General features: G+C 65.9%; 12 protein-coding genes. 3 read left to right on the top strand and 9 right to left on the bottom strand.

Annotated elements, in window-relative coordinates; genetic code table 11:
* Positions 1–50: 50 nt before the first annotated feature.
* On the top strand, positions 51–980 hold the full coding sequence (locus AC4D2W_RS05725) for a tyrosine recombinase XerC (protein WP_490926031.1): 930 nt from the start codon (positions 51–53) through the stop codon (positions 978–980).
* A 298-nt stretch (positions 981–1,278) separates the two neighbouring features.
* A complete protein-coding gene (locus AC4D2W_RS05720; RefSeq protein WP_490925912.1) occupies positions 1,279–1,782 on the top strand; it encodes a DUF3145 domain-containing protein in 504 nt (167 codons plus the stop codon).
* A 104-nt stretch (positions 1,783–1,886) separates the two neighbouring features.
* Here the strand turns inward: AC4D2W_RS05720 and fabF are convergent, their stop codons facing one another.
* From fabF to AC4D2W_RS05680, 8 genes are all read right to left on the bottom strand, one after another.
* Positions 1,887–3,122 carry a beta-ketoacyl-ACP synthase II gene (gene fabF / locus AC4D2W_RS05715; RefSeq protein ID WP_490925911.1) on the bottom strand — a complete coding sequence of 412 codons (1,236 nt, stop codon included), beginning with the start codon at positions 3,120–3,122 and terminating at the stop codon, positions 1,887–1,889.
* Positions 3,123–3,211: 89 nt separating this feature from the next.
* A complete protein-coding gene (locus AC4D2W_RS05710) occupies positions 3,212–3,457 on the bottom strand; it encodes an acyl carrier protein (RefSeq protein WP_104053860.1) in 246 nt (81 codons plus the stop codon).
* Positions 3,458–3,542: 85 nt separating this feature from the next.
* Positions 3,543–4,607, bottom strand: coding sequence for a beta-ketoacyl-ACP synthase III (locus AC4D2W_RS05705; RefSeq protein WP_490925909.1), 1,065 nt, complete (start codon positions 4,605–4,607; stop codon positions 3,543–3,545).
* Positions 4,604–5,575, bottom strand: a complete 972-nt coding sequence (locus AC4D2W_RS05700; RefSeq protein ID WP_490925908.1) for an ACP S-malonyltransferase — start codon at positions 5,573–5,575, stop codon at positions 4,604–4,606. Before AC4D2W_RS05700 ends, AC4D2W_RS05705 begins: the two co-directional genes overlap by 4 nt.
* Before the next feature lie 108 nt (positions 5,576–5,683).
* Complete coding sequence (locus tag AC4D2W_RS05695; RefSeq protein WP_490925907.1) at positions 5,684–6,877, bottom strand: PucR family transcriptional regulator; 1,194 nt, start codon at positions 6,875–6,877, stop codon at positions 5,684–5,686.
* A 120-nt stretch (positions 6,878–6,997) separates the two neighbouring features.
* On the bottom strand, positions 6,998–8,509 hold the full coding sequence (locus AC4D2W_RS05690) for a carboxyl transferase domain-containing protein (RefSeq protein WP_490925906.1): 1,512 nt from the start codon (positions 8,507–8,509) through the stop codon (positions 6,998–7,000).
* Positions 8,506–9,753 carry a CaiB/BaiF CoA transferase family protein gene (locus AC4D2W_RS05685; protein WP_490925905.1) on the bottom strand — a complete coding sequence of 416 codons (1,248 nt, stop codon included), beginning with the start codon at positions 9,751–9,753 and terminating at the stop codon, positions 8,506–8,508. The genes AC4D2W_RS05690 and AC4D2W_RS05685 overlap by 4 nt, the downstream gene beginning before the upstream one ends.
* A gap of 53 nt (positions 9,754–9,806) precedes the next feature.
* Positions 9,807–11,168: an SLC13 family permease gene (locus AC4D2W_RS05680; protein WP_490925904.1), complete on the bottom strand. Its 1,362-nt coding sequence runs from the start codon at positions 11,166–11,168 to the stop codon at positions 9,807–9,809.
* Positions 11,169–11,371: 203 nt separating this feature from the next.
* On the opposite strand from AC4D2W_RS05680, the gene AC4D2W_RS05675 reads away from it, so the two are divergent.
* Positions 11,372–12,067 (top strand): FadR/GntR family transcriptional regulator, encoded by a 696-nt coding sequence (locus AC4D2W_RS05675; protein WP_400927988.1) that lies wholly within the window; start codon positions 11,372–11,374, stop codon positions 12,065–12,067.
* A gap of 108 nt (positions 12,068–12,175) precedes the next feature.
* Here AC4D2W_RS05675 and aceE read toward each other — a convergent pair whose 3' ends face one another.
* A complete protein-coding gene (gene aceE, locus AC4D2W_RS05670; RefSeq protein ID WP_490925903.1) occupies positions 12,176–14,914 on the bottom strand; it encodes a pyruvate dehydrogenase (acetyl-transferring), homodimeric type in 2,739 nt (912 codons plus the stop codon).
* Positions 14,915–15,164 lie beyond the last annotated feature (250 nt).

The raw sequence follows: 15,164 nt of genomic DNA, 5'->3' as shown, positions 1-15,164 counted from the left end.
CCGGCACCGGTTCGGGCAAAGCCCGACGGCCGACGGCAGACGCGGAGTCCGTGGCTGCGGCCCCGGCTTGGCCAAACGAATTCAGCAAGGCACTGCGCGGTTTCAGCCGCTACCTGTCCAGCGAACGGGGACGGTCGGACCATACGGTCCGGGCATACGAGGGCGACGTTGCCCAGTTGCTGAACCATGCGCTGGCCGGGGGAGTGCGCACACTGGACGGGATCGACCTGGGGGTGCTGCGCGGCTGGTTGGGTGAACTCAGCGCCGCCGGCCTGGCCCGGTCCACCCTGGCCCGGCGCGCAGCAACCGCCCGCAGCTTCACCGGCTGGGCGCTGCGAGAGGAACTTATCAGCACCGACCCGGCGCTGCGGCTACGTGCGCCGAAGCGGGAAAAGACGCTGCCGTCGGTACTCCGGGCAGGGCAGGTGGGCGAGCTTTTCGAAGCGCTCGCAGAAGCTGCGGCTGAGGGTGACCCGTTGGCGGTCCGTAACCGGGCCCTGGTGGAACTTCTTTATGCCACCGGGATCCGGGTTGGGGAGCTCACCGGCCTGGATGTTGATGATCTGAATTCGGAGCGCAGGACGCTGACGGTGATCGGCAAGGGGAACAAGGAACGGACCGTTCCGTACGGGCAGCCCGCGGCTGCCGCAGTAGACGACTGGCTGCGCCGCGGCCGGCCGGCCCTGGCCAACGCCGACAGCGGCCCGGCTCTGTTCCTTGGCCAGCGGGGCAGGCGGGTGGACCAGCGGCAGGTGCGGTCGGTGGTTGCCGGGCTCTTCGAGGCGCTGGGCGACACCGGGGCAACGGGGCCCCACGCACTGCGGCATTCGGCGGCAACCCATCTGCTTGACGGAGGTGCGGACCTGCGGGCCGTCCAGGAAATTCTGGGTCATTCATCGCTGGCCACTACTCAGCTGTACACGCACGTCTCGGTGGACCGGCTGAAGGCCAGTTACCAGCAGGCCCATCCCCGGGCCTGAAGCGGGCGAGGCCAGCGGCAGCGGACAGGTTCCGTTGCCCGAAGGTCCCGAACCCGGGATCACGGCTTATCAGGTCCAGACGCCGGAGGGCATGTGTGATGCCCACAATTTTATTGGCGCAATTAGTTAACTTGCGGCACAATAAGGCTAAGTCTGTACCGGATGAGAGTCTCAAGGGAACAGGAAAATATTAGCCGAGAAAACTAAGCGCAGTCCGTAAAGAGGTCAGCAAAGCAGAAGAATTTCGCTCGGGTAGCAGGTCGTTGGGGAAGACGTACCTATACCTATGGAGGATGGAATGTCTGTTGTGATGGCTCACGGCGTGTTGTTCATACACTCCGCCCCGTCTGCGTTGTGCCCCCATATTGAGTGGGCCATTGGATCCGTCGTGGAAAAGCGAACGGATCTAAAGTGGACCCCTCAGCCGGCTGCCCCGGGAATGCTGCGCACGGAACTGGAATGGACCGGTGCTCAGGGCACCGGCTCGCTGCTGGCTTCCGCTCTGCGCGGCTGGGCGCACCTGCGCTACGAAGTCACTGAAGACCAAAGCGCCGGTGCCGACGGCAGCCGCTGGTGCCACACGCCCGAACTGGGGATCTTCCACGCCACCACCGATGTGCACGGCAACATCATGGTTTCGGAGGACCGCATCCGCTACGCCTATGAGAACGGTGCCGGGGATCCCTCGGCGGTGTACCACGAGCTTTCCCTCGCCCTGGGCGAGGCTTGGGATGACGAATTGGAGCCGTTCAGGCACGCCGCTGACGGCGCAAACGTCCGCTGGCTGCATCAGGTGGGCTAAGCGACATATTCAAAGATCCCGCACAGCAGCAACAACAAAAGCCGCGGCAGTTTCCGGAAGGAAACCGCCGCGGCTTTTTGTCGGACTATTAGCAGCGCCGGGTACTAGTAGCTGCGCAGAGCGATGACTGCGTTGTGCCCGCCGAATCCAAACGAATTGCTCAGGACCACAATGTCGCCGCCGGGAAGGGACCGCGCGGACGTGACGACGTCGAGCGGGATTTCCGGATCCTGATTGTCCAGGTTGATGGTGGCCGGAGCCTGGCGGTCGAAGACGGCCATGGCGGTCATGACCGCTTCCACAGCGCCGGAGGCACCGAGCAGGTGGCCGGTCTGGGATTTGGTGGCTGATACGGCCACGTTGTCCACATGGGATCCCAGAGCGGACTTCAGGGCGGTGTATTCCGGCTTGTCGCCCACAGGAGTGGAGGTGGCGTGTGCATTGACGTGCACTACGTCCTCGGCCTGCGCGCGGGCGTCGTACAGGGCGGCCTTCAGCGCGCGGGTGGCGCCCAGGCCCTCGGGGTCGGGGGCGGTGATGTGGTAGGCGTCAGCGGTGACTGCCGTGCCGGCCAGTTCGGCGTAGATGCGGGCGCCGCGGGCCAGAGCGTGCTCTTCGGCTTCCAGCACCAGGGCGCCGGCACCTTCACCCATGACAAAACCGTCGCGGTCCTTGTCATAGGGGCGTGAGGCGCGTTCGGGATCATCGTTGCGCTTGGACAGCGCCTGCATGGAGGCGAAGGCGGCAAGCGGCATCGGGTGGATGGCGGCTTCGGCGCCGCCGCAGACGACGACGTCGGCCTTGCCGGAGCGGATCAGCTCCAGGCCCTGGTGCAGGGCTTCCGTGCCGGAGGCACAGGCGGAAACAGGGGTGTGGGCGCCGGCGCGGGCGCCCAGATCCAGGCTGACGGCGGCGGCGGGGCCGTTGGGCATCAGCATGGGAACGGTCATGGGCAGGACGCGGCGGGGTCCCTTTTCACGCAGGGTGTCCCAGGCGTCCAGCAGGGTCCAGACGCCGCCGATTCCGGTGGCAAACGAAACGGCCAGGCGGTCGTGGTCCACGTCCTCAATGCCGGAGTCGGCCCAGGCTTCGCGGGCGGACACCACCGCAAACTGGGTGGACGGATCCATGCGCTTGGCTTCGACACGGGACAGGACCTCGGTGGCGGGAGTGGAGACCCGGGCGGCGAAGGTTACGGGGAGGCTGTACTGGGCGACCCAATCGTCTTCGAGGGTTCGGGCGCCGGCGACACCTTTGAGCGCGTTCCTCCACATGGTGGGAACATCTCCGCCGATGGGCGTAGTGGCACCCAGGCCGGTGATGACTACTTTGCGGGCCATGATTCACTCTCTCGAAAGACGTTGGTGGTGCTGGAAATACATGCGCTGACTCGGCGGCCGCCGCCGGGAAGGCAGCGGCCGCCGGCGGATTACGCCTGAGCTTTGGAAATGAAGTCCACGGCGTCGCCGACGGTCTTCAGGTTCTTGACCTCTTCGTCCGGGATGCGCACGCCGAACTTCTCTTCGGCGTTGACGACGATCGTCATCATGGAGATGGAGTCGATGTCCAGGTCGTCGGTGAAGGACTTGTCCAGCTCGACGGATTCGGGGGCCAGGCCCGTCTCTTCGTTGACGATCTCGGCGAGGCCGGCCAGGATTTCTTCGTTGCTAGCCATGGTGGCTCCTTTTTTCTCGTGGTACCGGTATAAACCGGCGTGGATGGTCCAACCGCATAGCGGTGTGGTGTGTGGGGCGGACAGGTTACGGAAGAACGATAACCTGCGCGCCGAAGACGAGGCCCGCGCCGAAGCCGATCTGGAGGGACAGCTTGCCGCTGAGCTCGGGGTTTTCCTTGAGCAGGCGGTGCGTAGCCAGCGGGATCGAGGCTGCCGAGGTGTTGCCGGCGTCGGCGATGTCGCGGGCGATGATCACTGACTCGGGCAGTTTCAGCTGCTTGGCCATTTCATCGATGATGCGCATGTTGGCCTGGTGCGGAACAAAGGCGCCGAGGTCCTCTGCGGTGACGCCGGCGGCGTCGAGGGCGCGCTGGGCAACCTTCGCCATTTCCCAGACGGCCCAGCGGAACACGCTCTGGCCGTCCTGGCGCAGGGTGGGCCACAGCTTGGTGTCGCGCTCGGCAACCTCGGCCACGCCAACGGTGTTGCCTTCAGCTTCGGCGGCCAGGGACAGTTCGCGGATGTCCAGCATGGAGTGCGTCATGCCGATGGTGCTGGACTTGCTGCCGTCGGAGCCCCAGACGGACGGGCCGATGCCCGCAGAATCAGACGGACCGACAACGACGGCGCCGGCTCCGTCACCGAGCAGGAAGGAGATGGTGCGCTCGGTGTTGTCAATGAAGTCGGAGAGCTTCTCCACACCGATGACCAGCACATACTCGGCCGCGCCGGAGCGCACCAGTGCGTCCGCCTGGGCAACGCCGTAGCAGTAGCCGGCACAGGCGGCGGATACATCATAGGCCGGGGCGGGCGCGGCGCCGAGCAGATGCGCGATTTCGGCGGCCGCTGACGGGGTGGCAAAGGGGTGGGTCACGGTGGAGACGATGACGGCGCCAAGCTGGGAGCCGTCGATGCCGGCGCTCTGCAGGGCGTCGCGTCCGGCAGCTTCGGCCATGTCGACAACAGAGGTTCCCTTGTCCGCACGGTGCCGGGTGATGATCCCGGTCCGCTGGCGGATCCATTCATCGGAGGAATCGATCCACTGGCACACGTCTTCGTTGCTGACGATGACGTCGGGACGGAATGCGCCAATGCCGTGAATGCGGCTGAATTCGTGGACGGGGGACTGCTTCAGGGTGGGCGTGCTCACGCGTTACCTTCTCCGGTGGTGGTTGCTGCTGTTGCTGCGGCGGACGCGGGGGAGTGTTCGGCAATGAACTCCCGGGCGGCGTCGAGATCTTCGGGGGACTTCAGGGCCAGCGTCGGCAGGCCCTTGAGGCCGCGGCGGGCCAGCCCGGTGAGCGTACCGGCCGGCGGCAGTTCCAGCATGCCGGTCACGCCCATGGCTGCCATGGATTCCATGCACAGGTCCCAGCGGACCGGCCGGGAAACCTGGCTGATCAGGCTGTCCAGGTTGGCTTCGCCGGAAACGACGGCGGCGCCGTCGTAGTTTGAAAGCAGAGTGGGCCGGGGCGCGGCGGGACGCAGCTGCGGACGGAGGTTCTCCAGAACGCTGACGGCGGGAGCCATGTGAGTGGTGTGGAAAGCACCGGCAACCTTCAGCGGGATGACGCGGGCCTTGGCCGGCGGAGCGGAGGCAAGAGCGGCGAGTTGGTCCAGGGTGCCGGCGGCGACGGTCTGCCCGCCTCCGTTGGCGTTGGCGGCGGTGAGGCCGGCGGCTGCCAGGACGGCGGCCACTTCCTCGGGATCCCCGCCCAGGACGGCGCTCATGCCGGTGGGTGTCTCGGCGGCCGCCCGTGCCATGGCATTGGCGCGTTCGCGGACAAAGATGAGGGCGTCGGGTTCGGTGAGTGCGCCGGCCAGGGCCGAGGCGGTGATCTCACCGACGGAGTGCCCGGCCACAACGGTGGACGCTGTGAGCGCCTCCGGGTCCACCAGCAGGCGCGCAGCCATCAGTCCCGCAGCGACGATCAGCGGCTGGGCCACGGCGGTGTCCTTGATGGTCTCCTCATCGGAGACCGTGCCGTGGGCGATCAGGTCCAGGCCTGCAATGGCGCTGAGCGATTCGAGGTGTTCCCGAACTCCGGGCAGTTCAAGCCACGGAGAAAGGAAACCTGGCGTTTGGGACCCCTGGCCGGGGCAGACAATTGCGAGCACTTATCAAGCTTTCCAAAGAGAGGGGCGGTTACCGGGTGTTTGCGTGCACCAAGCTCCCGGTGAGGCGTTGTAGGAAGTCTACAAGGGCGGAGAAGCGATGCAACTCAATTACGGACGGGTTGCGGGACGTTCCGGGACGGTTTTTCCGGGCGGGGAGAGCCGGCCGACCACCAGGGCGGTTTGCAGCACGAAGGCCTCCCGCGGGAGCATCGGATCCCAGCCGGTGACGTCGCAGACACGCCGCAGCCGGTACCGGACCGTGTTGGCATGGACAAAGAGTTCACGGGCCGTCGCCTCCAGTGAATGGCCCAGGGACAGGTAAGCCGAGAGTGTTTCTGCCAAGCCGTTGGATGCGCCCAGCAGCGGCCGGTAAATGCTGCGCACCAGAGCTTTCCGGGCGGTGTCGTCCCCGGACATGACCCGCTCGGGCCACAGGTCGTCGGCGGCGACGGGGCGCGGTGCAGCCGGCCAGGCGCGGGCTGCCGTGAGGCCGGCGAAGGCGGCCTGGGCTGACGGTCCGGCTTCCACCAGGGAATCCGCCCGCGGTCCGTACACCACCGGTCCCGGCCCAAAAAGCTCGGCCAGGCGGGTGTAGGAGCCGGCGCTGTCATCCATGCCGCCCAGCACGAGGATGAGGCGTTCGCCCTGGATTCCCACCAGGGCGTCCTCGCTCAGCCGTGCAGTGGCGCGGCGCAGCTCGTTGACGAAGGAGGCATTGGTGTCCGACGGCGAGCTTCCCACCATCACGGTGATCGGCGCTGTGGAGGTCCAGCCCACCGCCGCAATACGGGAGCGCAGGGCATCGGAACTCTCCCCGCGCAGGATGGCGTCCACCACCAGGGCCTCGAGCCGCGTGTCCCAGGAACCGCGTGTTTCGGCAGCACGGGCGTAGACATCCGCAGCGGCGAAAGCCACTTCGCGGGAGTAACGCAGCACGGCCTCGCGCAAGGGGCCCTGGACGTTGTCCTCAGCCAGCTCCGGCACGAGGTCTTCGACCACCTGGACCACCACCCGGATCAGCTGCAGTGCTTTCTGCAGGCTGATGGAGCGGGTCAGCTCGGTGGGGGCGGTGCCGAAAACGTCGCTGAGCACCCAGGCGGGGGAGGCCGGGCGCTCATACCAGTTCACAAACGAGGCAATGCCCTTCTGTGCCACCATGCCCAGGGCCGAGCGTTCGTCAGGCCGGAGCCCCCGGTACCAGGGCAGCGAAAGGTTCAGCTGCTTCAGGGTGGCGGTGGATAGTTTCCCGATGTTGTCTTTGAGCCGCTCCACTGTGGAGGGATCCGCTGGGACGGCATGCATCCCGTGTCGAGACGCGGCTGTGCTGCGAGTCACTGGCATAAAGCAGAGCTTACGGCGTTCGCCGGACATCCACCATTTTGTGCGAAGGCTACAACCCGGGGTATGGGATGGACTTTCGAATCATCCCGCCGAACCCAGTCTGCGGAACCGTGCAGTGCGCTGCGCAAGACGCTCGGCCGGAGGACTTTGACGCAGTGAGGAGAGCTCATATTCCACTGCTGCGGCCATTCTCCGGCAAAAAGCAGGGGCTTCGGCGGCCGCGTCGGGCTCCTCCGGGACAATATGATCCACGATCCCGTGGGCCGCCAAAGCGGCTACCGTCACACCCTGCGCCTCGGCCATTTTGGCCCCGTGATCCGTGTCGCGGTACACAATGGCGCTGGCACCCTCCGGCGGAAGTGATGAAAGCCATGCATGCTGTGCGGCCACAGTCCGGTCTGCCGGAAGCAGGGCCAGCGCCCCGCCGCCGGCGCCCTGGCCCAGGAGGACGGAGACGGTGGGACAGTCCAGACCCACCAGGTCATTCAGGCACCGGGCGATTTCTCCGGCCAGCCCGCCTTCCTCGGCCTCCTTGGACAAGGCTGCCCCGGCAGTGTCGATGACCGTCAGCAGGGGAAGGTTCAGCTCCTCGGCCAGCCGCATTCCGCGGCGGGCCTCCCGCAGCGAGGCCGGACCCAGGGCCGGCCGGTGCGAACCGCGCTGCCGGTCCTGGCCCAGCACCACGCATGACGTCTGCCCGAACCTGGCCAGGGCAAGGAGCAGCCCCGGATCCTTTTCGCCCTGTCCGGTTCCGTTCAGCGGCAGCACGTCCTTGGCACCGAAATGCAGCAGCTGGCGCACGCCCGGACGCTGCGGATTGCGCGAGACGGTGATGGACTCCCACGCCGGCACGGCTGCCGGAGCACTGCCCAGGGATGCCGGTGCGGGCACCGGAGCGGCCTGCTCCGGAAGGAGCATGGATAGCGCGCGGTGCACGGTTTCCGCCAACTCTTCCGGCGGAAGGACGGCGTCGACCAAGCCCCGGGCCTGGAGGTTCTCCGCCGTCTGGACTCCCTCGGGGAACGGTTCCCCGTACAGGGACTCGTAGACGCGGGGCCCGAGGAAGCCCAGGAGCGCTCCGGGTTCGGCCACGGTGATGTGTCCCAGCGAACCCCAGGAAGCCATCACGCCGCCGGTGGTGGGGTGGCGCAGATACACCAGGTACGGCAGTCCTGCTTCCTTGTGCCGGCGGACCGCCGCAGTGATCTTGACCATGGACAGGAACGCCAGCGTTCCCTCCTGCATCCGGGTTCCGCCCGAGGCGGGGCCGGCCAGGAGGGGCAGGCCTTCGCGGGTGGCGCGTTCGACGGCGTCGGTCAGGCGGTCGGCGGCGGCCACTCCGATGGAGCCGCCGAGGAAACCGAATTCACAGACCACCAAGGCAACGCGCCGGCCCTGCACCCGGCCTTCGCCGGTCAGGACGGACTCGTCCTCTCCGGTTTTCTCCCGTGCCCGGGCCAGATCTGCCTCATACGCTTCGCTGTGGTCGGTGTACGCCACAGGGGAATCCCAGGAGATGAAGGAGCCCGGATCCACCACCAGTTCCAGCAGCCCGCGGGCGTTGAGCCGCCGCGGCCGTGCCTGCACGCTCATGCCTTGCCAGCATCCGTGCCGGCCGGTTCGGCCTCGGCCGTGCCGGCCGGTTCCGCGCTGCCCTCAAGCCAGCTCCGAATCTCGCTGCCGTGCTGGTTCAGCAGCGGCGGGGCCAGATGTGAGCGGTTGGTTGTTTCGGTGCCTTCGGCGGCGTCGAAGAACCGCAGCGGCGGACCCGGCAGGGCCACCTTGCCCAAGACGGGGTGCTCCACATCCACCACCAGTCCCTGTGAGTGGACCTGCTCCCACTCATAGACCTCGTCCAGCGTGCGGACCTTTCCTGCGGGGATGCCGGCGGCCCGCAGCTTCTCCAGGAGGGGTTCGGCTTCGAAGTCCGCGAACGCTTCCTCCACGGCCGCTATCACCGCCTGGCGGTTGCGCACCCGCTGGGCGTTGCCGGCAAATTCCGGCCGCGAAGTGTCGATGCCAAACGTGGCGGCGAACGTCTCCCAGAGCTTTTCGCTGCCCACACTGATCTGGACCTTGCCGCCCCGGCAGGAAAACAGGCCGTAGGGAGCAATTGACGGGTGATGGTTGCCCTGTGCGGCAGGAACCTCGCCGGCGACGGTGTGCCGGGTGCCCTGGAAAGCATGAACGCCGACGACGGCGGCCAGCAGCGAGGTGCGGACCACCTGGCCCTTGCCGGTGCGTTCGCGTTCCAGCAGCGCCGCCAGCAAACCGAAGGCGCCGTACATGCCGGACAGCAGATCCGCGATCGGCACTCCCACCCGCTGCGGGTCCTCCGGGCCGGAACCCGTGAGGGACATCAGGCCGGCCTCGCCCTGGACAATCTGGTCATAGCCGCTGCGGGTCGCCTCAGGGCCGTCGTGGCCAAACCCGCTGATGGAGAGGATGACGAGCCGGGGGTTGATGTCATGCAGCTGCGCCGGCGAGAAACCGAGCCGGTCCAGCACCCCCGGGCGGAAGTTCTCCACCAGGACGTCTGCACGCCGGACCAGGTCCCGGAGCACGGCGGTGCCGTCCTCGGACTTTAGATCCAGGCTGATGGATTCCTTGTTGCGGTTGCAGGAAAGGAAATATGTGGCCTGCTGGTCATCCTCCGGGCCCACGAACGGCGGACCCCAGCTGCGGGTGTCATCGCCCGTTCCCGGGGTCTCCACTTTGATAACCCGGGCTCCGAGGTCCGCAAGCATCATGCCGGCGTGGGGCCCGGCAAGGGCGCGGCTCAGATCAACAACGAGGTAGCCCTCCAGCGGGCCGCGGGAGGTTGGTGAGGTGGTCATGGGAGGGTCCTTTTGTTCGGGGGATGGAGCTCTGGCTGCGCTGGCGGTCCGGCTTAGAGCCAGCCGGGAACCACCATGATGAGCCAGGCCACCAGCGGTCCTGCGACGACGACAATTCCGCTGTAGCTGAGGATCTGCTTGTAGAAGCGGTCCTTGTCCATGCCTTCCGGGGCGTTGGCCAGGACCAGCGCTCCGTTGGTGGAGAAGGGGGAGACGTCCACGATCGTGGCGGATACGGCGAGGGCGCAGATGAGTCCGACGGCGCCAATCTCGCCGGAGGCAAGGAACGGAACGGCAAGCGGGATCAGGGCCGCAAGGATGGCGGTGGAGGACGCAAAGGCGGAGACTACGGCGCCGATGTAGCAGATGAGCAGGGCAGCCAGCAGCGGCATTCCCAGTCCCACCACGGCGTCGGAAACGTATTCCACCGTGCCTGCTTCCTGAAGGACGCCCACAAAGGTGAGCATGCCGCAGATGAGCAGCACCGTGGTCCAGCTGATTTTATTGATGGCCCCCTTCTGGGCCTGCGGTGAAACGAGCGCCAGGATCATCGCAATGGTGATGGAGACAAAGCCCACGTCAACCTTGAAGCCGAGGGCAATAACTGCCAGGGCAATCAGCCCTGCGATGGTCACGATCTGCGGAAACAGTTCGGCGCGGGTCTTGGTGGCCGTGAGGCCGTCTCCGGCCGGGTCGCGCGGGCCGTAAATGTCCGAACCGAATCCCTTGAAGGCAACGTCGGTGCGGCCGGCGGCGCTGGCGTTCATCCGGGCCTGGGCAACCTCTTCCACGAAGCCGCCCACCTTGCCGCTGCGAAGCTTGCTGCCGCCCAGGACGAAGAACAGGATCAGGGCAATAAAGGTATTGAAGAGCAGGCTCGCCAGGAAGACGGCCAGGGGGCTCGACTCCAAATCGGTTTCGCCAATGATGCCGTTGACCGTGACGCCGTAGACGGCGATGGGCGAGAATCCGCCGGCCTGCGCGCCGTGGATCACCATCATGCCCATCATCAGCGGGTTGATCTTGTGTTTGGCCGCAAAGCCCAGGGCAATCGGGGCAACGATGGCGACGGCGGCCGGCGACAGGGCGCCGACGGCGGTGATGATGGCCGTGATGGCGAACATGATCCAGGGAATCAGTGCCACCCGGTTGCCCACCATCCGGACGGCGCCGCGGACCAGCAGGTCAATGGTGCCGTTGTTTTGTGCGATGGCGAACAGATAGGTGACGCCCACAATGGTGAGGAAGAGGCCGCCGGGGAAGTTGGCGAGGATCTCGTCGGTGCTCATGTCCAGGAACACGAAGCCCAGCAGGAAGGCGCCCACGAAAGCCAGCGCCCCCATGTTCAGCGGAAGGACGGTGGCCAGCAGGAACATGGCCACCAGGATGAGGATGGAGAGGATTGGAGCGGACATATGGTTCCTAGGATTGATGGTCTCGGTGCTTATCCCGACGGCGGCCAGAGAGGAAGGTGACGCAGGCCACACCGGCACTGGACTAGCCTCTTAGACTCTGGGTCTCTTTGTCAATCCCGGATAGACTCTGTCCCGGACCGTGGGATTCCTGGGCAGGTCAGATCCCGCAGGCATGGATCCCGTAGGCGGAGAAAGAGGATGCGATGCCCGAAAACGGTGACGGCAAGGGGTTTGTCCGGGTGTCGAGGCCCCGGTTGTATGAGCGGCTCGTGGAACAGCTTCTGGGCTTTATCGCGTCCGCGGGGCTGGGTCCGGGGGATTTGCTCCCCGCGGAGCGAGACCTGGCGGAGCGCATGGGGGTGTCCCGTGCCACGCTGGCGCAGGCCCTGGTGGCGCTGGAGGTCCTCGGGGTCATCGACGTCCAGCACGGCACCGGTGCGGTGCTGGTCTACCGGCCAAGTGTGGCGGCGGTGCTGCGCGAACTGCGTGAGCACCGGGACCGGATGCCGGAGATCGTGGAGGCCCGCAGCACCCTGGAGGTGAAGCTGGCCGCTTTCGCTGCCGAACGCCATACCCGTGCAGACCTGGCGGCCATGGACCTGGCCCTGGAGACGATGGCCGCTGAAATTGCCGGCGGGAGCCGCGGAACCGCCGGTGATGAGCAGTTCCATCGGGCCGTTGCCTCAGCTGCCCACTCCTCCATCCTGGCTTCCATGATGACTTTCATATCCGAGCTGGTGCGCGAGACCCGGCTGGCTTCCCTCGGGCAGCCCGGACGGCCGGAACAGTCGCTGGAATCGCACCGTGCCATAGTCAACGCCATCCGCACCGGCGATCCGCAGGCGGCAGCAGATGCCATGCAGGCACACATAGACCTGGTGGCTGCAACCGAGATCTAGCGGTCCATGGCCGAAATTGGGTCAAAGACCGAAATTGGGTAAAAGAAAAGAACCGCCGCGGATGCGACGGTTCTTTTCTTGTCCTCCCGCTGGGAGGGTCCCGCGAGGTTAGGCGTCGCCGCCGGCGTTGCCGGAGGTTCCTGCGTTGACGTTGAGCAGGTCGTACTTCTTGATCGCTTCGGTCGGCGCGCTGGCGTCAACCTCGCCGCGGCGGGCGAGCATTTCCAGGGTGCGGACCACCATGGAGTGCGAATCGATCTTGAAGTAACGCCGTGCTGCGGCACGGGTATCGGCGAAGCCGAAGTCGTCCGCACCCAGGGTGGCGAATTCGTTCGGAACGAACTGCCGGATCTGGTCCGGAACAGCCTTCATGTAATCCGTGGAAGCGATCACCGGACCGGTGGCACCGGCGAGCTGCTTGGTCACGAACGGCACGCGGGGCTCTGCCTCCGGGTGCAGGAAGGATTCTTCCTCGGCGGCCAGGCCGTCGCGGCGGAGTTCATTCCACGACGTCACGGACCACACATCGGCCGAAACGCCCCAGTCGTCGGCAAGGATCTGCTGGGCTTCCAGCGCCCACGGCACGGCTACGCCGGAGGCCAGGAGCTGTGCACGGGGTCCGTCGATCTTGGCCGGAGCCAGCAGGTAGATGCCCTTGAGGATCCCTTCAACATCCAGGTCCTCCGGGGCCTTCGGCTGCCGGATCGGCTCGTTGTACACCATGATGTTGTAGATGACGTTCGGATCCTTGGAATCCGGGCCGTACATCTCTTCCAAACCGTGGCGGACGATGTGCCCGATCTCGTACCCGTAGGCCGGGTCGTAGGTCTTCACTGCCGGGTTGGTGGAGGCCAGGATCGGGGAGTGGCCGTCAGCGTGCTGCAGGCCCTCACCGGTCAGGGTGGTCCGGCCGGCAGTGGCGGAGATCAGGAAGCCGCGGGCCATCTGGTCAGTGGCTGCCCAGATGTAGTCTGCGGTGCGCTGGAATCCGAACATCGAGTAGAACACGTAGACCGGAATCAGCGGTTCGCCGTGGGTGGCGTAGGAAGTTCCGGCTGCGGTGAAGGCCGCGATGGATCCGCCCTCGTTGATGCCCACGTGCACAATCTGGCCCTGCGGGGACTCCTTGTAGGCCAGGACCAGGTCCCGGTCCACGGACAGGTAGTTCTGTCCCTTGGGGTTGTAGATCTTCGCCGTCGGGAAGAACGAGTCCATACCGAAGGTGCGCGCTTCGTCGGGGATGATCGGCACAATGCGCTTGCCGAATTCCTTGTCCCGCATCAGGTCCTTGAGCAGGCGGACGAAGGCCATGGTGGTGGCCGCCATCTGCTTGCCGGAACCGCGGTTGGCTACCTCGTAGGCCTTTTCATCCGGCAGCTTCACAGGTGCGTGCTTGACCCGGCGCTCGGGCACGTTGCCGCCGAGTTCGCGCCGGCGCTCCAGCATGTACTTGATCTCCGGAGCGTCGGTGCCCGGGTGGTAGTACGGCGGCTGGTACGGGTCGGCTTCGAGCTGCTCGTCCGTGATCGGGATGCGCAGGTGATCGCGGAAGGCCTTCAGATCATCCAGGGTCAGCTTCTTCATCTGGTGGGTCGCGTTGCGGCCCTCGAAGTGCGTGCCCAGGCCGTAGCCCTTGACCGTGTGGGCCAGGATGACAGTCGGCTTGCCCTTGAACTCCATGGCGGCCTTATACGCTGCGTAGACCTTGCGGTAGTCATGTCCGCCGCGCTTGAGCTGCCAGATTTCCTCGTCGGTGAGGTTCGCGACCAGTTCCTTGGTCTCGGGGCTCTTGCCGAAGAAGTGCTCGCGGACAAAGCCGCCGGACTCGGCCTTGTAGGTCTGGTAGTCACCGTCCGGGGTGGAGTTCATGATGTCCACCAGCGCGCCGTTCTTGTCCTTCTCCAGCAGCGAGTCCCATTCGCGGCCCCAAAGAACCTTGATGACGTTCCAGCCGGCACCGCGGAAGAATGCTTCCAGTTCCTGCATGATCTTGCCGTTGCCGCGCACCGGTCCGTCCAGGCGCTGCAGGTTGCAGTTCACCACGAAGGTCAGGTTGTCCAGCTTGTCATTGGCTGCCAGCTGGAGCAGGCCGCGCGATTCGGGCTCGTCCATTTCGCCGTCGCCCAGGAACGCCCAGACATGCTGTTCCGAGGTGTCCTTGATGCCGCGGTTCTGCAGGTAGCGGTTGGACTGGGCCTGGTAGATGGCGTTCATGGGGCCGATACCCATGGACACGGTGGGGAATTCCCAGAAGTCCGGCATGGAGCGCGGGTGCGGGTAGGAGGACAGCGCGTGTCCCTCCCGGGACTTCTCCTGCCGGAAGCCGTCCATGTCCTCTTCGGACAGGCGGCCTTCCAGGAAGGCGCGTGCATACATGCCGGGGGAGGCGTGACCCTGGAAGTAAATCTGGTCTCCGCCGCCCGGATGGTCCTTGCCCCGGAAGAAGTGGTTCATGCCCACTTCGTACAGGGTTGCTGCACCTGCATAGGTGGAAATGTGCCCGCCGACGCCGATGCCCGGGCGCTGGGCGCGGTGCACCATGATGGCGGCGTTCCAGCGCAGCCAGGCGCGGTAGCGGCGTTCAACTTCTTCATCGCCGGGGAACTCGGGTTCCTGGTCCACCGGGATGGTGTTGACATAGTCGGTGGTGGTGACCATGGGCACGCCCACGGACTGCGCACCGGCGCGCTGGAGCAGCGAACGCATAATGTACTGGGCTCTTTCGGTGCCCTGGGAACGGATCAGTTCATCCAGTGACTGCATCCATTCCGCGGTCTCCTCGGGGTCACGGTCCGGGAGCTGGTTGGTCAACCCGCTCAGGATGTCCGTTGTGTCTTCTGCGGCCACGGCAAACCTCTCTCATGTACAGATTGTGTCTGCACCAATTACGTCTGTGGGGATCCGGTTCTTTCGCCGGACGATCACTGTGGCTGTGCGGATGCTGATTGCGTCCGCAGCCTCTCCGGTCCACTCTAGTCCCGACGGCCAACTCTTGCGTAGCCCGTTCGCTTGGGGCTGTGATGAGTGGAGCCCTGTTTCCCGCAACCGGTGTGCGCTCCCACCTGCGGATAGGTTCGCAGGCGCCCGGCGCGCCGGA

The organism is Arthrobacter sp. TJ-58, assembly GCF_058269295.1.
Note: the sequence above shows the minus strand (reverse complement) of the source record. Positions and strands in the feature narration are given on the sequence as shown.

Coding starts and splice junctions, on each gene's coding strand:
- AC4D2W_RS05720 (WP_490925912.1), top strand. CDS start 1,279: ATGTCTGTTGTGATGGCTCACGGCGTGTTGTTCATACACTCCGCCCCG.
- fabF (WP_490925911.1), bottom strand. CDS start 3,122: ATGGCCCGCAAAGTAGTCATCACCGGCCTGGGTGCCACTACGCCCATC.
- AC4D2W_RS05710 (WP_104053860.1), bottom strand. CDS start 3,457: ATGGCTAGCAACGAAGAAATCCTGGCCGGCCTCGCCGAGATCGTCAAC.
- AC4D2W_RS05695 (WP_490925907.1), bottom strand. CDS start 6,877: ATGCATGCCGTCCCAGCGGATCCCTCCACAGTGGAGCGGCTCAAAGAC.
- AC4D2W_RS05690 (WP_490925906.1), bottom strand. CDS start 8,509: ATGAGCGTGCAGGCACGGCCGCGGCGGCTCAACGCCCGCGGGCTGCTG.
- AC4D2W_RS05685 (WP_490925905.1), bottom strand. CDS start 9,753: ATGACCACCTCACCAACCTCCCGCGGCCCGCTGGAGGGCTACCTCGTT.
- AC4D2W_RS05680 (WP_490925904.1), bottom strand. CDS start 11,168: ATGTCCGCTCCAATCCTCTCCATCCTCATCCTGGTGGCCATGTTCCTG.
- AC4D2W_RS05675 (WP_400927988.1), top strand. CDS start 11,372: ATGCCCGAAAACGGTGACGGCAAGGGGTTTGTCCGGGTGTCGAGGCCC.